This is a genomic window from Thainema salinarum CENA647 (assembly GCF_057732415.1).
Genome location: NZ_JBYJZJ010000022.1, coordinates 4,737,765 through 4,757,588 on the forward strand (window position 1 = coordinate 4,737,765; position 19,824 = coordinate 4,757,588).

18 protein-coding genes are annotated in these 19,824 nt (G+C 48.1%); 8 read left to right on the forward strand and 10 right to left on the reverse strand.

Translation table 11 applies throughout. The features are described from left to right. Positions 1–29: 29 nt before the first annotated feature. Both AC286M_RS27495 and AC286M_RS27500 read left to right on the forward strand, forming a co-directional pair. Positions 30–1,625, forward strand: coding sequence for a tetratricopeptide repeat protein (locus AC286M_RS27495; RefSeq protein WP_488207418.1), 1,596 nt, complete (start codon positions 30–32; stop codon positions 1,623–1,625). Between the two features lie 38 nt (positions 1,626–1,663). Further along, positions 1,664–1,966, forward strand: coding sequence for a Uma2 family endonuclease (locus AC286M_RS27500; RefSeq protein ID WP_488208867.1), 303 nt, complete (start codon positions 1,664–1,666; stop codon positions 1,964–1,966). A 305-nt stretch (positions 1,967–2,271) separates the two neighbouring features. Here the strand turns inward: AC286M_RS27500 and AC286M_RS27505 are convergent, their stop codons facing one another. Continuing rightward, a complete protein-coding gene (locus AC286M_RS27505; RefSeq protein ID WP_488207419.1) occupies positions 2,272–2,760 on the reverse strand; it encodes a hypothetical protein in 489 nt (162 codons plus the stop codon). Between the two features lie 1,089 nt (positions 2,761–3,849). Between AC286M_RS27505 and AC286M_RS27510 the strand changes: the two genes are divergently transcribed. Together AC286M_RS27510 and AC286M_RS27515 are read left to right on the forward strand one after the other, a co-directional pair. After that, a complete protein-coding gene (locus tag AC286M_RS27510) occupies positions 3,850–4,617 on the forward strand; it encodes a class I SAM-dependent methyltransferase (RefSeq protein WP_488207420.1) in 768 nt (255 codons plus the stop codon). Positions 4,618–4,676: 59 nt separating this feature from the next. Beyond that, a complete protein-coding gene (locus AC286M_RS27515) occupies positions 4,677–6,155 on the forward strand; it encodes a GNAT family protein (RefSeq protein ID WP_488207421.1) in 1,479 nt (492 codons plus the stop codon). Between the two features lie 200 nt (positions 6,156–6,355). Here AC286M_RS27515 and AC286M_RS27520 read toward each other — a convergent pair whose 3' ends face one another. The 3 genes from AC286M_RS27520 to AC286M_RS27530 all read right to left on the reverse strand — a co-directional run bounded on the left by AC286M_RS27520 (position 6,356) and on the right by AC286M_RS27530 (position 8,386). Then, positions 6,356–7,132 (reverse strand): MBL fold metallo-hydrolase, encoded by a 777-nt coding sequence (locus tag AC286M_RS27520; protein WP_488207422.1) that lies wholly within the window; start codon positions 7,130–7,132, stop codon positions 6,356–6,358. A gap of 154 nt (positions 7,133–7,286) precedes the next feature. Beyond that, positions 7,287–7,916 (reverse strand): anthranilate synthase component II, encoded by a 630-nt coding sequence (locus tag AC286M_RS27525; protein ID WP_488207423.1) that lies wholly within the window; start codon positions 7,914–7,916, stop codon positions 7,287–7,289. Then, the gene (locus AC286M_RS27530) at positions 7,913–8,386 is read right to left on the reverse strand and encodes a diacylglycerol kinase family protein (RefSeq protein WP_488207424.1); all 474 of its coding nucleotides are present in this window, start codon (positions 8,384–8,386) and stop codon (positions 7,913–7,915) included. Before AC286M_RS27530 ends, AC286M_RS27525 begins: the two co-directional genes overlap by 4 nt. 808 nt (positions 8,387–9,194) lie before the next feature. On the opposite strand from AC286M_RS27530, the gene AC286M_RS27535 reads away from it, so the two are divergent. Then, entirely contained in the window at positions 9,195–12,317 is a 3,123-nt protein-coding gene (locus AC286M_RS27535; protein WP_488207425.1) for an MFS transporter, read from the forward strand. Between the two features lie 176 nt (positions 12,318–12,493). After that, complete coding sequence (locus AC286M_RS27540) at positions 12,494–12,775, forward strand: lipocalin/fatty-acid binding family protein (protein ID WP_488207426.1); 282 nt, start codon at positions 12,494–12,496, stop codon at positions 12,773–12,775. 101 nt (positions 12,776–12,876) lie between these two features. On the opposite strand, the gene AC286M_RS27545 is transcribed toward AC286M_RS27540, so the two are convergent. Together AC286M_RS27545 and AC286M_RS27550 are read right to left on the reverse strand one after the other, a co-directional pair. Then, on the reverse strand, positions 12,877–13,674 hold the full coding sequence (locus AC286M_RS27545) for an RMD1 family protein (protein ID WP_488207427.1): 798 nt from the start codon (positions 13,672–13,674) through the stop codon (positions 12,877–12,879). A 205-nt stretch (positions 13,675–13,879) separates the two neighbouring features. Next, a complete protein-coding gene (locus AC286M_RS27550; RefSeq protein ID WP_488207428.1) occupies positions 13,880–14,485 on the reverse strand; it encodes a cytochrome c oxidase assembly factor Coa1 family protein in 606 nt (201 codons plus the stop codon). A gap of 135 nt (positions 14,486–14,620) precedes the next feature. On the opposite strand from AC286M_RS27550, the gene AC286M_RS27555 reads away from it, so the two are divergent. Both AC286M_RS27555 and AC286M_RS27560 read left to right on the forward strand, forming a co-directional pair. Further along, positions 14,621–15,289 (forward strand): molybdenum cofactor guanylyltransferase, encoded by a 669-nt coding sequence (locus AC286M_RS27555; protein WP_488207429.1) that lies wholly within the window; start codon positions 14,621–14,623, stop codon positions 15,287–15,289. Between the two features lie 132 nt (positions 15,290–15,421). Then, positions 15,422–15,805, forward strand: a complete 384-nt coding sequence (locus tag AC286M_RS27560; protein WP_488207430.1) for a hypothetical protein — start codon at positions 15,422–15,424, stop codon at positions 15,803–15,805. Positions 15,806–15,865: 60 nt separating this feature from the next. Here the strand turns inward: AC286M_RS27560 and AC286M_RS27565 are convergent, their stop codons facing one another. The 4 genes from AC286M_RS27565 to AC286M_RS27580 all read right to left on the reverse strand — a co-directional run bounded on the left by AC286M_RS27565 (position 15,866) and on the right by AC286M_RS27580 (position 19,719). After that, on the reverse strand, positions 15,866–17,107 hold the full coding sequence (locus tag AC286M_RS27565) for a glutamate-5-semialdehyde dehydrogenase (protein ID WP_488207431.1): 1,242 nt from the start codon (positions 17,105–17,107) through the stop codon (positions 15,866–15,868). Positions 17,108–18,016: 909 nt separating this feature from the next. Further along, complete coding sequence (gene nusB, locus AC286M_RS27570) at positions 18,017–18,700, reverse strand: transcription antitermination factor NusB (protein WP_488207432.1); 684 nt, start codon at positions 18,698–18,700, stop codon at positions 18,017–18,019. Between the two features lie 51 nt (positions 18,701–18,751). Continuing rightward, positions 18,752–19,564 carry a DUF502 domain-containing protein gene (locus AC286M_RS27575; RefSeq protein WP_488208868.1) on the reverse strand — a complete coding sequence of 271 codons (813 nt, stop codon included), beginning with the start codon at positions 19,562–19,564 and terminating at the stop codon, positions 18,752–18,754. After that, positions 19,549–19,719: a hypothetical protein gene (locus tag AC286M_RS27580; RefSeq protein ID WP_488207433.1), complete on the reverse strand. Its 171-nt coding sequence runs from the start codon at positions 19,717–19,719 to the stop codon at positions 19,549–19,551. Before AC286M_RS27580 ends, AC286M_RS27575 begins: the two co-directional genes overlap by 16 nt. Positions 19,720–19,824 lie beyond the last annotated feature (105 nt).

A 19,824-nucleotide genomic window follows, 5' to 3' on the forward strand; every position in this document is an offset into this window, starting at 1 on the left:
TGATTTATCACAACCCCGAACCGAAGCCAGTGAATTTTAGGTTAACTCATCTCAGCTATGCAGGACTCATTACTGGATTAAGCCTGCTCATGAACGGTCAAACTGCGATCGCAAATCCGTCTCATCTCAATTCAGATTCAGCTCGTTTAATAATCGCCCAAGCCGATTTAACGGGTGATGCAAGTGATGATGTCGTAGTACCCACAGAATCAGAATCAGAATCAGACGCTGAGGCTGAATCAGAGTCCTATGAAGTCTTTGACGGTAGAGAGTTCAATTTTGAGCCTGCTTCTGAGCTAGACGACGACGATGAGATTGATCCGGCGCTGGATGAGGACGCGGTTGAAGATGCAGAGTTCGGTAATGCAGACGATGCGAATGAACTAGAAGCTTCAGACGACGATGAATCCGACGATGAATCCGACGACGAGACCGAAGACGGGGAAGAAGAACCCAATCGGTTTGAGATTCGCGACGAGTTTTTCAGCAATCCACTACAGGATGAACCACTCGACCCACTCATCCCGTCAGCAGCGGTCAATCGCCCCCTCGACGAAGCGGAACAGGCTGAACTACGCGAAGATTTGAACCAGCTTCACGCCGAAGGTGTGGCTCAATATGAAGCAGGCGAACTAGAAGCGGCGCTGGCGATCTGGCGGCGAGAACTGCGGCTGTGGCGGTTGCTGCCGCCGATGGAAGAAGTGCAGGCATTGGATCGGGTGGGCCTAATCGTTTGGGATGAGAACCAAACCACTGATGTCAACATCATCACCGAACGGCTCCAGCAAATTCGCACCGCTGAACTCGACCCCGATGAAACCATTGACGCAACGATTCCGGTAGACTTTGAGCTGCTCCAGGCGGTTGGTGAAGCCTTTGCCACAGTGCGCTCCTACGACGATGCCGTCACGTCCTATGAGCAAATCGCGTTCGAGGCGAGACGACGCAATGAAGACGCCATTCAAGAATCAGCGCTGAATACGCTGGCTGATATCCACTTGGCCTGGTTTAAGTACCCCTCAGCCGCTGCGGTTTATCAAGAGCTAATGGCGTTTGCCCAAAATCGCAACGATGCCGCCAGTGAACTCGATTACCTGGAACTCTTAGCCAAAACCTACGATCGCGGCGATATCTATCAGCAGGCCATCGTAACTCAGGAGCAGTTGGCCGAAAACTTTCAAACCAAAAGCCCGCAAGATGTGCCGGCCCTAAAAATTGCGATCGCAGCCAATCACGAAGCGCTCGGTCAGTATGAACAAGCGGCCCGCGCCTATCAGGAAGCGTTTACAGTTGCTCAAGCTCAGCAGCAGTATGGCCTGGCCAGCGATGCGCTGAATGCCCTAGCTGAAATGTATCTCTCGTTAGAACGCCCGGATGATGCCCTGTACGTCTATCAGCTTCTAGTAGACGTAGATAGCCAGTCCTACAACCGCTACGGCCAAATGGAAACCTATGACAATATTGGCCTCATTCACCTGCGCCAAGGCAATCCAACTCAAGCCTTAAGTGCGTTTCGACTAGGACTTGCGATCGCAGAACAAATCAGCTACCGCGAGGATTATTTTAACCGTCGCATTCAAAGCATTACTGATGCACCCAAACCTGGTAAGCTTCCAGTGCTATAAGTGACGAGTTTCGATTACCGAATCAAGATAATTCACCGATTGATATTGATCGATTTGGCCCACCAACTCTAGTGATCGAAATTGGTAGCAGTTCCTTCAAAGATGACTTGGGAGCCAAGCGGTTGCTCTATGAGCATTTAAGCGTGGCGGAATACTGGGCCGTGAATGTCACAGAGAAACAGGTCATCGCCTTTAATATCGTCAATAGCCGCAGCGGCGAGATTCGCACGTCCGAGGTGTTGCCTGGTTTGGAAATCACCTTGGTAGAGGAAGCGCTACAGCGTTCTCAGACTGAAGATGATAGCGCTCTGATGCGCTGGCTGATGGATACATTGCGGTGAAGGATGTATAGAAGTAGAAGTGCGATCGCACAACTCAATTATGGACAGCAAGTTTCTATTAATAATTCCAGCGAATATTGGGTACCTATTACTGCTCCTGTTGATGGCTATGTATTTTTTGGCTTTTTGGAAAATTGTTCCTAGCAGTGTGAGTTCGTCATCTTCTATTGGAGCAGATTACTAAATAATTTACACCTAAAACGGAACCCCAAAAGCATTGCTTTGGCGTTCCGTTTTAAGCTATAGAGTTAGGCTGACGAACAGACTAAGGTACTGGACTCCTAAGCAGCAGTTAGCTGTTAGAACTAGAAGGTGTAACCCAAGCCAACGATACCGTTCACATTCGTATCATCGTAAAAGTTGACATTAACTGTGCCGTTAACCGTAACTCGCCGACTAACGCGATAGTCAATTCCCGCAGTTGCCATTGGCGCAACATCTTCGCTACCCGTTGCATAGGTTACGCCTGCACCAATAAACGGTAGCAAACGGCCATTCTCTGACAGAGAGTTGAAGTCATAGGTGATTGGCAACGATAGCTGAGTATTGCTGTCGTCTTCATCGAAGTTGAGGTCGCTAATGACGCTGGGGCGAAGCGAAACTTGATTAGCAACCCGCAGTTTGCTGTTGATCGCCAAGCCAACATCGCTGTCAGGACCGAGGTCGCCAACCCCAACGCCAACACCAAGATAGCTATAGTCTGTGGGAGCTTCTTGTGCGCTGGCCATTGGTGCGATCGCAACCGTTGCAGACGTTAGACTAGCAGCAATTAGCGCAAATAATTTGATGTTCATCGTGTTCTCCAAGTATTGATAACGAATTTCAGTGAGTAAAGCCTCGATCTATTCCTATTGATTGATGGTTTTTGGTAAACTCTGTACGTTATTGAAACACGCTACAGAAACCGATCTGTTTTGATTGATCAACGCAGTATATTCAGCGTTACGTTAAGGAATAGCCGATGTTAGTAGCATCAAAAATCAGCAATCAAATACTTCGCTCTGTAAACTATTGCTGATAATAGATGACGAGATCGAGAAGGCTTTTCTTCAGGCTATGAATGTAACTTCCGCTCTCATGTTTTAGTTATAGCGATTTAATTTCTGTCTGTTTCTGTTGTGTATGACACTTTGTTTAGATGCCTAAACCTTAACATTTAGTCGGAAACCCCTACTTTTTCCAGGGAACTTTTTTGGGAACAATGTCGTCTTCGTTTGCGTAGTAGCTTACAAAAGCGCATATTGATTGTGACTAATTATAATATCACTTAGATATGAAAGTCTGATAAAAATAGGAAGCGGCCAAAAGTGCGATCGCACTTTTGGCCGCTTCTTATTTTTATCAGGCTACTTGTATATAAAACTTTCTAACAAACCAATTAAATGCATTTTTTACAGTTTCTTATATAAGAATATTTAAGGATTCCATCTGACTTGGATCTTAAGCCCCTGTATGGTGAAATTTTATTCTTTAAAACTAAATTGCTGATGCAAAAAATTATTGACGATAGGGGATCGCTGTTTTTATAAAGGTAGTATGAGTTGGGATCTGTCGTGGCGTTTTGCAACCTAGCTTCTGTCCAATTCAAGTAAAGCTGATAGTGAATTACGTCAGTGCAATGAGGGAGGAGTTCAGTAGGCATTTCAGTAAAAATACGGTTTTTGCGTCACTAGCAAATACTATTTGCTAGTTTGGATGATCAAGCAGTTGTGGATATAACCGCGTCAGTAACTGCTGTTGAGCAATAACTTGCCCATTTTAGAAGAATGGAGCAAAATACAAAGAAATATTAAATCGTCCGTACTTTATCGGAGATTTTGTTCCACAAACCATGTAATTTAGAATGAAGCTTAATTTTCCTTCACGTTTCGGAGATTTTATGCATGGTTGCTCCATTACCACCAGTCCGAACACAGCTCTCTTCCCAGTCACATGACTATCAGCAGTTTTCTGAGCAATATTCAAAATTGCAAATCGAGAACACCTACTTTTTAGCGTTTAGATCAGTGGCTGAGCTGCTCGGGCGTTATTTGGGTAATGACAGTAACAGCAAGCGAACGCTCGATTTTGGCTGTGGAACAGGCCGATCAACTCGGTTTTTACATAGCCTTGGATTGGATACAGTTGGCGTCGATATTAATCCCTTTATGCTGAGTCGGGCCCGGCAGGCAATGGAGGGTGATTACTATCTACTGGATTCAGAGCAGTTGCCGTTTGCCGCAAAGCATTTTGACATCATATTTCAAAGCTTTGTGCTGCTTGAATACAGCTCTATTGCTCAGATGATTGACACATTTGAGGAGTTTCACCGTGTATTAGCGGATGATGGCCTCATCACAGTCGTAACGGGTTCAGAAGACTACTATCGTCATGATTGGTTGTCGTTTGAAATGGGTGATACTCAAGAGCAAACGCTAGAGTCCGGCTGTCAAGTCCAGGTGTCGATCCGGGGCACAGATGTCGTTCTGTTTGACTACTACTGGACAGATAGTGATTATCGGCATGTCTTTCAACAAACTGGCTTGGAAGTTGTTGATGTTGTGCAACCCCTAGCTCAAGGCGATGAACCGTTCAACTGGGTCAATGAATGTGAGTTTCCCTGTTGGTCAATTTACGTGTTGAAAAAGCAAAGAACAGCCCCATTTAGTTAAGTTGACGATTTCGAATTGCCCCAAAGAATGGCATAGGAAATTTTAGAGGATTTAAATTCATGGTTGCTGAGTTGCGAAAGTCAGCCTCAATGCACATGCATGAGGACAATAATGTCGTTCAAATTTTGCTTGAAGATGTTGCACAAACATTTGGCACAGCAGGTGGAACAGTTTACCTAAGCGGAATTGATGCTCAAACATTTTTATCTGCTAATCCAGAACAGGTCTTGGCACAATTACAACGACTCACTCATCAAGGAGTTGAGCTACAAATTTTGACTCGTTCTCGAAATATGTCTCAACTCCAGTCAATTCAAGCAGTCTATCGCTGGATGCCTGAACACGCATTTAGTCCAACTCCTATTTTGATTTATGGCAACAAAGTCGCCACAATCATTTGGAATCAGCCACACCGTGCAGTAGTCATCGAAGATTTTGCTGTTGCGGATACCTATCGTAAGCAGTTTCTTTGGATGTGGTCAGAGGCGGAGCTGCCGTCTGTTCACAGTAATTCTCTGGACGGTAAGACCCGTTTAGCGGAAGGCATTATCAAGCGTTATGGTGGGCGAGTTTCTTACATTACGTCTAAGGATCGAACCCTATTTCGAACATTTCGAGAAACCGATCCGAATCCGGGCTATGGCAACAGCTTTTATTATCTGTGTCAGGCAGTTAATGGATTGGGACCAGATAAACTGGGCCTGAAATACTTTGATGGTCGCATGCTGGTGACGATTGGCATTGGCGATCGCTTTTCTCTGGGTGGAAGTTGGCACTACCATGTGACCAATCCGATGGGTGAGTTTGATGCAGAGAGTTTGATGACGCTATCTCAGCATTTGCTGGAGCTGAGTGGCGTTCCCGTATTTGTGAAAAAGCTGACTCTAGAAGAGCGTGACCAGCTACTTCAGAGCGGGTTTTCGCCTATCGAAGATTATCCCTGGCATGCCCAAGCTATGGAAGAAGATGATACGTTCCCAGAGCAAATTGTGGACGTTGATGTGGTGCTGGGCAAATTGGAAGCTGCCGAATACAGTAGCCTAAAGCGTAACTATCATCAGTACTGTGCCAAGTTCGGCGAACAAACCACGTGGGAACTGTTAGGTAAAGATAACAGCGAAGATAATTCAGCGGAAGCAGATGCGATCGTACAAGAATTCTTTGAATATCTTGATGTCAAGCAGCTGCACATTTCGCGTCCGAGCGACTACGACAATATCATCCACTATCCGCCGATTGGGGCAAATGGCAAAGCTTACTTCTCTCGTTTGGTGCGGGTTGAAGGTGAAGCGGCAGGCTTCTTTGCGATGGAACCCGTCAGTCCAGATATGGCTGGACTATATGCCAGTATCACGCTGCATCGGAAGTTTCCTTATCTGTCAGAGTACTTAATTGTTGAGTGCTGCAAACTGCTGAAGCAAGCGGGTTATCGCTACTTGAATTTGGGCGGATCGGAAACCTCAGGTCTATTTGGCTTCAAGGAGAAGTTCTCTCCAGTCGAGTACAACAGAATGTACTGGGTTGTGTACAAAATGTAAGAGTTTTCGCCGACTGAGCTTGTGTAAATTGGGATGTAGGAGAAGTCCTACATCCTCACATCCTGCACCTTGCACTTTGAAAACCCGAAGAGGTTGTTTTGCCGCCGTATCGCGGCGGCAAAACAACCCTTCTGGTTTTTAGTGCAAAATGTGAGACATCCCAATTCGTAGTTTATTAATCCTTCAAATCTGAAATATCCCTAAAACGGGTAGCTCATCACCACTACTCTGGTGCTGGACGGTAAGCTGCTAGAGCTGACCGTCAGCGTGTCGCTGCCAACCTGCCGAACATCTGCACCGCTCATGATGTCCAGAAATGGCTCGATGGGGTCGAGTGCGTAATCGCCTGCACAGTTATCTGCGGCGGCTTGCGTTCGGTAGTGAGTTGGGACAACAATCTTCGGATTGAGCAGGTCAATTGCCGCTTTCGCTTCCTGGGCACTATACGCTTTAGCGCTGTTGCCTACAGGCACAAATAGAATATCTGGACGACCCAGGAGTACCTGCTGCTCAAACTCTAGGGGAGCGGCTGCCCCACCCAGATGTACTAAGTTCAGTCCGCCTTGATTCCACTTCCAGATCAAGTTTGTGCCAAATCGCCGCCCGCCTTCGCGATCGTGATCAACCGGAATGCCTTGAACAGCTAGGCCCCGAAATTCAAAAATGCCAGACTCGGCCAGTACACGCGGATCGCCGGGTAGGTTTTCCACTGCACCTTCATCCAGCAAGCGGCTGCTAATCATGACCAGATCAGCCGCTGCGTTAGGCGCACGGTAGCCCGCTGTGCAGCCAATTGGCTGAAACGGATTAACTAACGTCCGAATACCGCCACCTGTGATCAAAAAGCAGGTATGCCCTAGCCATTTCACTGTGACGCTCGTTTGGGCCTGAACCGCTTGCCAATTAGAAGCTAAGCCTGCGCCTAGCGTTGTCAGAAAGGCAGCGCCTGCGTAGCGAATAAGGTTTCTCCGTTTCATGTTGACTCTACCGTGTCTCCTAGCCACACCAAATGAGATACTCCTTAACATACTATGACAGTGCCAAGTTAGCTTTGGGAGATTCATCCCAGCAGAATTGATCTCCTAACGAAACTTGGTGAATCATGAGTTAAGGTGACTGCCTGAATAGACGTTACGAAACCGAGGAAGTTGCCGAAACGGGCATAATCGGTTGAGAGAGTTGCGCCAAAAAATTGATCAAAAGCTGTTTGCCAGAGGTGGTCAAAATGCTTTCTGGGTGGAACTGCACCCCTTCGATATGAGGATAGGTGCGATGACGAACCCCCATAATCGTGCCGTCTTCGACCCAGGCAGTAATTTCTAACTCAGCCGGACAGGTATCTCGCTCAATCACCAGGCTGTGATAGCGGGTGGCAATGAACGGATTATCGAGACCTGCGAAAACGCCTGTGTTGGTGTGATGCACCATTGAGGTTTTGCCGTGCATCAGCTCCGGAGCAGAGGTAACGGTACCACCAAAGACTTGACCGATGCTTTGATGGCCCAGACAGACGCCCAGAATAGGAAACTCTGGCCCTAGTTCACGAATCAAGTCCAGCGAGACTCCTGCATCTTCGGGGCGACCTGGCCCCGGCGAAATTACAATGCCGTCTGGCTTGAGTGCCCGAATTTGATCCAGCGTAATCTGATCGTTGCGATAGACCTGAATATCAGCGGCTACTGGCAAGTTAGCTCCCAGTTCGCCTAGATATTGCACCAGGTTGTAGGTGAAGCTGTCGTAGTTATCAATGACAAGAATCATAGGAGTGCTGCCGAATGTGCCCAATATCCTTGAACTAGGGTAACAAATGGCGGCAGCAAAAGGAGTAGTGCGATCGCAACTGCCACTAGCGCAAAAATCATGACCGCCGCTGCCGCACAATCTTTGGCAATCTTGGCCAGTTCGTGATAGGTCTGCTGCACCGTTAGATCGACGACTGACTCTAGAGCCGTATTCAGCAGCTCCATTGCCATCACAGCGCCGCAGGTGAGAACGATGACTGCAATTTCAACAGTTGAAAGATGTAAAGCAAATGAAGCTGCGATCGCAGCTCCACCAATCAGCACATGAATTCGAAAATTTCGCTGAGAACGAAAAGCGTAGCGGATGCCGCCCCAAGCATATCGAAAGCTGATCCACAGGTTTGTCGCAACTCGCCATGACAGTTCACGATCGGCTGAGATTGGTTTGGAATGCTGCTCTGATGACGATGTTGAGAGGTTCTGAGGCATAGGCGGTAGGCAAACAAGCGCCAGCAAGATAAGACGAAACTAGATTTTACTATGAGTCGTTCAAGGAGCGGTTCAAATCGAGTTTAGAGTACTGCACATGGCTTCGTCGAGAGTTGAATTACGGAGTAACTTCACTGAATCCTTAGATGGGCCGCTGATAGGCTGTAACTCTAGATCCCAGCAATGGGTTTATTTAGGGCTATCTCGGGGGTAGCAGGCAGCAGCAAAATCATTCAATTGTTGCAATCGTCTGATCACTAAATTGTCCCGAATCACCTCGTAAGGCATAGACCGCCATATAACTCTCTACCAAGGGATTGATGAATTGTAAGCCAGTTTACGGTCGAATTGATCTGTGCAAAAAGTACTTAAAACTCAATCGGATTAAGGATGCGCTAATGCTGTTGCAGCAATTTAGAAGCTTAATTAATGGAGTCATGATTCAATCATGATTTTAATCAATGGCGCTTGTCATATCCAGATTGCAAAGGATTGAGCAGAACAAAACTGCTGCTGTAATTATCTGGCAATGGCAAAATGAACTGTCGTTCGCAGGATTACCTTTGGTTGTTTGGGTCAGATTATGACTACAGCAAACCGCGCGAATTTCCTTAATGAATTGGTAAATAACTAACTCTTTCGAGAGATTTATCAAGTTCTCTCATACGTTGCACCTTAGCCACTTAAAACCCAAAATGATTTGTCTGTTGCCGTTGTGTAGCGCAATCAGTCCTTTGGGGTTTTGGTGTAGGGTATGAGCTTTGTTACGTCATGTGTTGTCCGTTTATATGGTTAAGGGTATACATCAATGATTCACATATTTGGAGGTTTAGCTGTAGGCTTAACTCCCCTATGGCATATTCTGCAAGTTCCAGATACGGTAGTGACTTCTGCTACAGATGAAGCTGCCTATATTTTTTCTGGACCTCAGTTTTTCATAGCTCTTATTGCTGGTCTCATTCTTGCATTTGCGTTTCAGCTCTTGCTGACGAATCTGTCGGTTGCGACTGGCATATCTGTGCTTGATTTCCGACCCAGTCGTTCGTCTCATCAAGACAGTAGTTCAGGTGGGTTGGGCCAATCGGTTCGACAGCACATCGGCGCAGCAATGGGCCTATGGACACTCGTTACTGTAACAATCGCCCTGTTTTTCGCTTGCTTACTCGCCGTACATTTAATTCCAGTACCGGACGATCAGCCAGGGCTTGGCATCATCATTGGTTTGGTGATTTGGGGCACCTATTTCACCGCCATGGTTTGGTTAAGTTCAGCCAAAGTTGGTTCGCTGTTTGGTTCTGTTGTTGGTATGGCAACATCCAGCTTTCAGAAACTGTTTGGGGCAGCGACTGCGGCTGTAGGCGCTAAAGCTGCCAATGATCAGATTGTTGAGACAGCCGAGGCGGCGGCTTCTGCGGTTCGGCGTGAGCTGACGGCTGGCTGGGATGCTCGCGATGTCCAGCACAAGATCGAAGACTACATTTCTCAACTCCGCCCTTCACAAATCGATGCACAGGCTTTGCGGCGCGAATTTGAAGGGTTGCTGGCCAGCAATCCTGATCTACAGCAGGCTGATTCAGAAATGTTGCGTTCGGCAATTGATCGTCAAGCTTTTGTCGATGTTGTCCGCAGTCGGACAGACTTGTCTCAGCGAGAAGTTGAGCAGGTGGCAAGTCAGTTAGAAGATGCTTGGTTGCGTTCTGTTGGTCGATCCAGCAGTGGTAATACCAACGCAGTTAGAGATTTAGTTGATTATGTTCGCACGGCTCACCCAGAGCGGTTGCTGTCCGAAGAATTGGGTCAGCGGCTCGATCAGTTGTTGAATGAAATGCGTTTGCGTCGTCAGTCTCAGTCCAATTCGGCCCAGCAGTCACTGATGCAGTTGCTGAATGGCTTGATGGGTGTAGCGATGGGTCGCATTGACCTGTCTGACCTGGACGCGCAGACCATTTCTAGTCGGCTGAAGTCAGCGGGTTCTCAAATTTCGTCGCAAGCGAATCAGCTAATCAGCAGTTCAGACCAAGCGACCTCTAAGAGCGTTATTCGTTCTGATATTGAGAACTACCTGCTGAATGCTTATTCATGGCAAATGAAGCCTGCCACTGTGGAACGTGATTTTCGGGCTATCTTATATGATCCCGATGCTGATCCAAGGATGGTGCGCCATGAGCTAGACCAGATTGGTCGGCCTGATTTTGTCAGCATCTTGAAGTCGCGGGGTGTCTTTACCCAAGAGCGAATTCAGAATTTGGCTAATCATTTAGAGCGGATTCGGCGGGAAGTTCGAATCGTTGCTTATGAAGCTGAAGCAAGAGCGATCGCACTTGAGCTGCGACAGCGGGTTGAAACGTTCATCCTAACCACGCCTAAGACTGAATTAGCCAATGCTGAATATAGCCGTAAGGCATTTAAGGCCATACTAGAGACGCCTGATACGGAGTACTCTGTTCTGCGTCCGCGCTTAGAAACTTACGATCGCAATCTGCTGCGAGAACTCCTGCTGCGTCGGGCCGATGTGGACACCTGGGAAGTTGATAATTTAATCAATCCGTTGGAAGAAGCCCGCAATCAGGTGCTCGATGACGCGAAGTCGATGGAAGAAAAGGCGCAGGAAAAAGCGAAAAATGTGCAGCAGCGGCTAGAAAACTATCTGCGCAGCACGGGTCGCGAAGAGCTAAATCCTGATGCGATTGAGCGCGAGATTACGATGCTGCTCAACGATCCCCAGATTGGCTTTGCTGCCCTGCGGAATCGGCTCTCCCAGATGGATCGGGAAACGCTGGTGCAGTTGCTCAGTCAGCGCCAGGATATGTCTGAATCTGACGTTAACCACACGATTGATCAGGTTGAGGAAACTTGGCATCGCGCCTTGCGGTCACCGAAGTCGCTGTCTGTTAAGGCTCAGGAGCAGTATGACCATGCCACATCTGCGATCGCAGATTATCTGCGCAGCACCGGTAAGTCCGAGCTGAACCCAGAGGGGATTCAGCGCGACTTGCAAAAGCTGATCAACGACCCACAAGCGGGTGCGTCTGCTCTGCGCGATCGTCTATCGCAAATGGATCGAGATACGCTGGTGCAGCTGTTGAGCCAGCGCCAGGATCTAACCGAAGCAGAAGTGAATGAAAAGATTGACCAGATTCAATCGGCCATTCGCAGCATTTTGCGTGCCCCTCGTCGCCTTGCCCTCCGGACGCAAGAAAAAGTCCAGAGCTTTGAAACAGCCCTGGAAGATTATCTGCGCAATACCGATAAGGACGAACTGAGTCCAGAAGGCATTAAGCGCGATCTACGGACGCTGTTTGATGATCCTCGGTTAGGGGCTGAGCGAATTAGCGATCGCGTTTCTCGCATCGATCGCTCTACCCTGGTTGCCCTATTGTCCCAGCGAGAGGACATCTCGGAAGCCGAAGCCCAGCGGATTGTAGGACAAATCCTGTCGATTCGCGATCAAGCGCTTGAGCAAATTCGCCAGGTGCAGTATCGGATTCAAGCCGCGATCGACAGCATTATGGCTCGAATTCGCAGCTACCTGAACTCGCTGGATCGCCCAGAGCTAAACTACTATGGCATCAAGCAAGATATCCGCTTGCTATTTGATGATCCAGAAACAGGCTTCGATGCGCTGCGCCATCGCCTCTCGTCCGTTAATCGCGACACGCTAGTAGCCATCCTCAGCTCTCGCAATGACATCTCTGCAGCCGATGCTGACCGGATTATCGCCCAAGTCGAAGATGCCCGCGACAGTGTGTTGCAGCAGGCTGAGCGTCTCCAGATGGAAGTTGACAAGCGCATGAGCGAAATGAAGCATCTCGCGCAAAGACAACTGGATGAAACCCGCAAAGTTGCTGCCGTTGCCGCTTGGTGGCTATTTGCTACGGCCTTGGTTTCGGCCTTTGCCTCTGGTTTAGCGGGTGGAATTGCGGCCAGTTAATCTCCCTTAATTTGCACTTTCCAAATTCTAAAGAAGCCTGCCGTCGTACCGTGACGGCAGGCTTCTGTCTGGTTTGGCAAACAGCCAATCACCAACTCCTTTCTCCGGAAAGATGCTGCGCGTTTGCTCCGTCGATACGTTGAGAGTGAACGATTACCCTATTTTGGAGCAAGCTTATGGCTCAGGCAGAGAGTAAGACAACAACAGATCACAACACAATCCGGCAGTGGACCGAGGCGCGCGGCGGCTTTCCAGCAACGGTCAAAAGTACTGAAGAGAACGGCGAACCTGGCCTCTTGCGAATTGATTTTCCTGGTTACAGCGGAGAGCAATCTCTAGAGCGGATTGAGTGGGATGAGTTTTTTGAGAAATTTGAAGAAAAGAATCTAGCGTTTCTCTATCAGGAAACGCTCAAAAGCGGAGACGAAAGTCGTTTCTGCAAGCTTGTTAGTCGCTAATCAAAGGGCAGGTTTGTTTTATGGATATTTCCCTATGAAAAGTATTCGCAAAACAAACCTGATCGAACACGAGTAAAGCTATTGTGTCTTCTGGGGTGTCGTTACCGTAGAAACAGCTCATAAATTGAGAGCAAAATTTCTACCACAATCAGAATGACGATGTACCACTCGACGCGCATGCTGGTGTTGTGCTGCAAGAGTTCGATGGCGGTTTCTGCTGTGCGGGAGACTAAGTTTAGCTTTTGTTCGAGTGCCGCATGGCGTTCTCGCAGTTCGTACTCGTCTTCTAACCGCAAGAATATGCGATCGAGTTCGGGATATTCCCACAGCAGTTCGGGCTTATCAGTGATTTGTACTCGCCCAACCATTTTGTGCTGAATTGATAGCGTATTGCCGAGCTGACGCAGGAGCTGGTTGCTCTGGCGCTGGCCCCAGTTTTTGCGCTGTAAGCTGGTAGCAAAGGGTTCAATCCGGCTGAAAGACTGAGCGGTTTTGTCCTCGTAGTAGGCCAATACGACGCTTTTAGCTAGAATATCTGCCACAATTTGAATTCGTTGCAGGCTAAAGTCCGATAGCAAAATGCGATCGCCATCAACTTTACCTGTGCCATGTTCATCAAATTGCAGAATCGCCTCTTCGGTCTCATGTACATCGGTTGGCTCAGTGACGAAGGGTTCTAAGTAAGACAAAAAATTAGCTTCTTCCATTGGTGCTAACCCAAGCATCACGGCCACCCCATAGGAAAACAGGACGGCACAGCCTTGTTCTCCTGCCGAGATGACCAGTGGCTCAGTGCCTAATGGTTCAGTGGTGTCAATGCCACGCAGATTCAGCGATTTACCGACTAAACGGGCATAAATTCGGACGGATTGTTGAGTATCAAATAGAATTTTTTGCATGCAATGCAGTTTAAACGCTTTAAATAGACTTAAATAATCAGCATGGCGGGTTCGAACCGAATCCACGAGTCGAAGCTAGTTTGCTAATTGTGATCATGTAATCAGTACCAGCCATTGTCTGCTAAGCAGCAGACGGTAACTATCATCAGGGTACTCCACCCAAACAGATCCCTACCGACTGTCTTGAGATCGAATGGCTATTGTTTCAGTAGGCTGCGATAGCCAGTTTTTGTACTGTAGACCCAGTAATAGACTCGGCTTCTGGTGGAGTGGGTTCTGATTCGGAATCTGGCTGATCAAAATCTGGACAGAGTGGCGGCTGGTTGTCTGGCAACGGCACCACAGCGAATGCCTCCGTTTCACCGTTGATGGCAACCGTGAGCTGATGAAGCTGCCAGGTTGCCTCTGGAGTATTATTCGTGCCTTCAGCATAGGCACTGCCACTGCGATCGGCACCATTGACGCTGAAGCGGAGGCAGACTCGTCCTCCGACTGGATCTCTATACCGTTCAACTGATTTAGAAACCCAACCGGCTTCTACGGGTTCCCCCAGCACATCGCTAATTGTGCTGTTTGATTCAACTGCTGCTGCTGCAAGCTGATAAACCTGGTGAGTGCCTGTGGAACGTACAACGCGCCAAACGGCCCCACCGAGACCCGCTACTCCTAACCCTAACGCAATTAACGAAACGATGATGCAGCCACAGCACGTACAGCCGACCGGAAGGATCCAGTTATTTGGTGAGGCTGGAGCAACTTCATCCGGGCTGGGAAAGGGATTAGGTTCATCAAAATTACGATCTTCACTCATGGATTAGATCACAGATCAAGTTGCAAACATGAATTGGAACAGGGGCATTCCCGACATTTCAATTCATACCCAGATCAAGCAACGCCAAAAATAAACGTGCTAAAAGTGAGGGGCAACAATCGCTAGGTTATTCCCGTGAACTGTTCAGCCATTATTTTGGCAGGTGGCCAAAGCTCCCGCATGGGACAAGATAAAGCTCTGATCTCTATCAATGGTGTCCCCATGCTAACCCATGTTGGTCAGGTTGCTTTAGCCTGCGTCGATTCCGCCTATATCGTGACACCCTGGCCGGAGCGCTATCGTGCGATCGCACCTGCTGGTTGTGAATTTATTCCAGAAGTTGCCTCTCAACCAGCCGATGAACCCTCTTCATTGGATCAAGCGACAACCATATCCCCGTCTTTGAATCATGGCCCTTTGGTGGGATTTGCTCAAGGACTACAGCACGTTAAAACGGAGTGGGTGCTGCTGCTGGCGTGTGACCTACCGCAACTGAACGCTGAGCCAATTCAGTCCTGGTTGCCATTATTACAAGAGGTACCGAAAGATGCGATTGCGCTTCTTGCTCATCAAGCGAAAGGTTGGGAACCGCTGTGTGGCTTCTATCGCTCAAGCTGTCTGGAGTGCTTGGGGGTTTATATTGCGTCTGGTCGCCGATCGTTCCAAGGTTGGCTTAACCAATCAACCGTCAGTCCACTACCAGATTTCGATGAAAGTATTTTATTTAACTGTAATACACCAGTAGATTTACGTAAAATTCAAGAATCCCCGAGTAATTTCAAATCCAATGTGAATTTTGGGTGAAAGTTTTCAGGATTTTCCGTTTCTTGTAGAACGATAAGTGCATGCGGCAATCCGCGTAGGAGCTAAGTATATTTATGCAGGCAAAGCTCAGCTCATTTAAAAACCTGTGTTCCTGATTTCGTGAATCTACTTATGAATATTGATCGCGCTTTTCATCAAATTTTATTAGAGCTTTTGTCTCTGCATCAACAAGCTCGACTCCATTTACCTGCGAGCCAAGTGGCTATTGAATATCAGCTTCGGCAGATTCACCATGTTCAACACCAGCTACAGGACATTGAGCAGCGTGTTGCACTGCAGTTTGGCCGTGGTAGTTCCCAACCAGTGCGGCAGTGCCACCAGCGACTCGTAGATTTGATTCGGATGCTCCAGCGACGACTGCACAATTTGGTGTTACTGGCGGAAGAGTTTGAAATTGATCCAGAAGGGACGATTGCCTGTTTACGCTGCATTGATGCAACTGACCAGCAAATTATTCAACATGTTGAAGCTACTCAGTCTCTACAAGCCAGTTAGATAAACTAACAAATGGTCTTAATTAACCCAAATGAGTGAACCCGATTAACGAATACACCATTAACCCTGAATCACCTGTTTGGTTGTCGTCAGCGCGGCGATATCGATTAATCCCCGATGAGGGCTGCGCTGATTAGACATACCCAATGCGATCGCATTACTGTCGGGTGGGTTGCGATAAAAGCGTGGTGATGTATTGACGTAGACCGATGCACTTTGAATTTGCATTGAAAACTGTCGGCTTTCGGAATAGGACTCGGTGACGATGGAATCGGCGTGGCTGCTGCTGTGATTATTAATCCAGCGAATTGCTTCATCAATGTCGTCTACGACTTTAAAGGCAATAACCTTTTCTAGATAAGGTTGCGACCATTCATCGTCCTCGGCCAAGATAAGTTCTGGAAACTCATTAACTAAAATCTGATCCCCGCGCAACTCATAGCCTTTATCTTGCAGTGCATTCCAAACCATCGTCAGCGTCGAGGGATTATGGTTGCGGGCAATCAGTACTTTCTCGATGGCGTTGACCGGATCTGGTTCGCTCTGATGACTATCTAAAATCATCCAGCGCACGAGATCCAAATTGCCCGTGGATGACCAGTACAAGTAGCAGTTACCCATCGCCGCCCGCAGAATCGGTACAGCCGATTGGCGCATCACCTGCTGTACCAAACTAGGACGACCATAGGGAATCACTAGGTTCAAGCCTGAGTCTTGAGTTACCAGGCTACGAATCGTGCTGGTTTGCTCCGCTGGCATCAGGGTAATACCGGAGATAGGATAGCCCGCTTCTGACAGCGCAATTTGAATGGCCTGAACGATAATTTCATTGGTGTGGCTCGCTTCACTGCCCCCTTTAAGGACGAGGCTATTGCCCGTAAAGCAGCATAGTCCAGCTGCGATCGCACTGAGCTCCGGCAGCGCTTCATAAATCAATGCCACCACGCCTAACGGCACAATTTGGCAGCACAATTGCCCCTCTTGCAGGGGACGAGGGCTATACGAATAGCGCAGCGGATCAGGTAAATTGGCTAATCGCTCTAAGAAAGACGCCGCTAACTGCAACCGCTCTGGCGTGAGCTTAAGCCAATCCAGAATCAAATCGGGCACAGCCATCTCCCGACTGGCCTCTAAATCTAGCGTATTGGCTTCCAGAATATTGTCCTGAGCAGCCAGTACAGCCTCTGCCATCAGGCGAATCATCTGTTTGCGGTCAGCAGATTCCAGGCTGATCAAATCCTGAAAGCCATCTTGAGCTTGCCGCAGTAGTCGAATCAAAGAGGAATTAGGGTCAGTCGTCATGAATTATCGTCTGCATGCAATCCATAGCACTACGAGCAACGCAATGAGGGCAAACACCATAACTGCTTGCCAAAGAGTACCACTAGCTACTGAAAGCTGTAGCGCCCTTAGCAATAGTAGCGCCACAATAAACGCCAGCATAATAACCAACGTTAATGGAATATAGCTGCGATTGAACTTGGAATGCTCTAGATTCCACTGTTGCCCTGTCCACTGCCACGCCCGCTTATAAGGGTATGTGGTCGAAAGCTGTTCAAGGACATAGCCGCTGTCTTGGATAACAAAAATTTTTTGACAGCGATCGCAACCGAATGCCTCTGTAAGGACAATCGCCCTTAACCGACCGCGTCGGCAACAAGGGCAAGGGTACTCTTTGCTTAAATCGATTTTTTGCGTCTTCTGAGGATGCACAAGCAGAGTATTAACAGAACGATATAAAAGAGGACTAACTTTACTGATCTTCAATCAGCCTCAAGCGAAATACATCAACAGATTTGAGTATCTTTGCCGTGGCTGCTGTAATTCTCGCAACATCCGGATTGAAAATGAAATTACCCGCAACTAAGACAGTATGCGTGGCATTTCAGAGAATTCCGATTGCTATTCGAGATTCTAGCACCCAGTTTTATAGCCGTTCCAACTTCGGTTGACCAATTCACACAGCTAGTTCACATACTTTCTTTCTAAGGCAAATAAATGTCTATGCTTCACCTATAGTTTGATAGATATGGCATTTACTAAGCTCAATATTGATTCTCAGCACTCGGCACTCAAAAAAGTAAGGCATGAGGCGAGTTTTAGCTCACTCAGCATTCAGCATTCAACACTCAGTCCTCAGCCCTGATCTCAAGAGCGACCATTAACCACCGTTGATTCATAGCAGTCGATTCATAGCAGTCGCAGCGGCCCTTATGAGATGGAAGGTTCGGTTTCTGCAGAATTACCGGATGGAGTCGAGGTGGAACCTCCCGCAGCTGTTTTAGATTTGAGATAGTTGCTGACCCGACGCAGGACGCCATTGATGAAACGATGGCCTTCTTCGCCACTGTAGCGTTTGGAGATTTCAACGGCTTCATTAATTGCAACCCGTTCCGGTGCGCCCAGATACTTAATCTCCGCCACAGCTACACGCAAAATATCCTGATCCACTTTGGCAAGACGGTTCAGTTGCCAATCGACCAAATTTTGTACCAGCAGATCATCAATATCGGCCTTGTGTGCCACGACATGGGTCAAAATCTGCATAGAGTAATCTCGGACTTCCCGCTGATTAGCTAGCTGAATAAACTCGGGCAGCTCTAGCGCATTACCCACAAGGTTAATGGCTGTTTGAGTAATTTCGGCGGCTTCAGCCAGCATGGTGCGGGCACTGTCGATAGTCGTAGCACGCGTCTCGCTTTCGAGTAGGCGGTTATTGCCCCGCTTTAGTTCAGCGGCAGCGGTTTCCAGAGCATCCTGAGCTTCAGCCGTCAGCGTTCGCACAGCGGCTAGAACAACATCTTGAAGCTGCTGTGCCTGAATTTTACGGGGATCAGAAGGAAGCTGACTCAGACTCAGCAGAGCCAGTTCACGGGCGATTCGGCGAGCTTGCATGGCAGTGAATTAAAGGTAAGGAGTATTCAGCTTAATAATGGCTTAATAACGCTATCCAATATCGTCGTCATGGGCAAGGGATGGCAGAGTTTGCGATCGCAGATTCATGGTCGATTCCGTTGGCGATTCGAGTCCCAAATCTAAATCCAGCGGTTGAGCCGAGGACGACTTGAGCGATAGCGCAGTGGTGACATCTGGTGGGTTTTCGTCAGCAGCGGGGTCAGCGGGCGAGGCAAAAGAGCCAGGGCCGACAATCCCACCCGAAATGAGGACTTTGAAGGCATCTTCAATCGACATCGACAAGTTAATCACATCATTCTCCGGCACAATGGCGTACCAGCCAGTGGTCGGGTTGGGCGTTGTGGGGATAAAAACGCTCAGCATGGGGCCGGGTAGTTCTGGCTGCATTGAGTTGGCAATTGTACCCGTGACAAATGCGATCGCCCACATGTCGCGCCGAGGATATTCCACCAAAATTACGCGGCGAAACTTGGAACTGGTATCCCGAAACAGAGTTTCCAGAAGTTGTTTCAGCGTTTTGTACACCGAACCCGCAAAGGGAATCGCCTGGAGGATACGCTCGCCAAAGTCCAGCAGCCAGCGTCCTACAATGTTGCGGGCCATCAAACCGATGATCAAAATGCACAGCAGCGGAACCGCCAACCCGACGCCTAGATTCAGCAAATTACTAAGGATGGGATGCAGATCATTAAACGGATTGATCCGTTTAGGCACCCGCGTCAAAAAGTTGACGACCCAAGCGGACACCGTCGTCGTCAACCAAATTGTGGTGGCCAATGGAATAACCACTAGCAAACCCGCAATTAGGTCATTTTTCAGATCTTGCTTTAGGCGTTGAAGCACAGACAACCCAATTCTCCTTGCAACGGATGGTGATCAAACTGCGATCGCAGATAAAACAGCGGTAAGTCAATCACATCGGCTAGTTCATAGCCACAGCGGTGATCGTTGTGCGAGCTTGATGCGGCCTCCTCATTCGATCCTAATCGATCGAACAAAATAACATCGGATGTACGAATAAAAACAATGTTCCAATCGTGCAACAGTCTCAGCCGTTTTTGTACTTTCTCTTTTATAGTTTTAAGCTCTGTAACGATTTGTAT

Coding starts and splice junctions, on each gene's coding strand:
- AC286M_RS27505 (WP_488207419.1), bottom strand. CDS start 2,760: ATGAACATCAAATTATTTGCGCTAATTGCTGCTAGTCTAACGTCTGCA.
- AC286M_RS27510 (WP_488207420.1), top strand. CDS start 3,850: ATGGTTGCTCCATTACCACCAGTCCGAACACAGCTCTCTTCCCAGTCA.
- AC286M_RS27515 (WP_488207421.1), top strand. CDS start 4,677: ATGGTTGCTGAGTTGCGAAAGTCAGCCTCAATGCACATGCATGAGGAC.
- AC286M_RS27520 (WP_488207422.1), bottom strand. CDS start 7,132: ATGAAACGGAGAAACCTTATTCGCTACGCAGGCGCTGCCTTTCTGACA.
- AC286M_RS27525 (WP_488207423.1), bottom strand. CDS start 7,916: ATGATTCTTGTCATTGATAACTACGACAGCTTCACCTACAACCTGGTG.
- AC286M_RS27530 (WP_488207424.1), bottom strand. CDS start 8,386: ATGCCTCAGAACCTCTCAACATCGTCATCAGAGCAGCATTCCAAACCA.
- AC286M_RS27535 (WP_488207425.1), top strand. CDS start 9,195: ATGATTCACATATTTGGAGGTTTAGCTGTAGGCTTAACTCCCCTATGG.
- AC286M_RS27540 (WP_488207426.1), top strand. CDS start 12,494: ATGGCTCAGGCAGAGAGTAAGACAACAACAGATCACAACACAATCCGG.
- AC286M_RS27545 (WP_488207427.1), bottom strand. CDS start 13,674: ATGCAAAAAATTCTATTTGATACTCAACAATCCGTCCGAATTTATGCC.
- AC286M_RS27550 (WP_488207428.1), bottom strand. CDS start 14,485: ATGAGTGAAGATCGTAATTTTGATGAACCTAATCCCTTTCCCAGCCCG.
- AC286M_RS27560 (WP_488207430.1), top strand. CDS start 15,422: ATGAATATTGATCGCGCTTTTCATCAAATTTTATTAGAGCTTTTGTCT.
- AC286M_RS27565 (WP_488207431.1), bottom strand. CDS start 17,107: ATGACGACTGACCCTAATTCCTCTTTGATTCGACTACTGCGGCAAGCT.
- nusB (WP_488207432.1), bottom strand. CDS start 18,700: ATGCAAGCTCGCCGAATCGCCCGTGAACTGGCTCTGCTGAGTCTGAGT.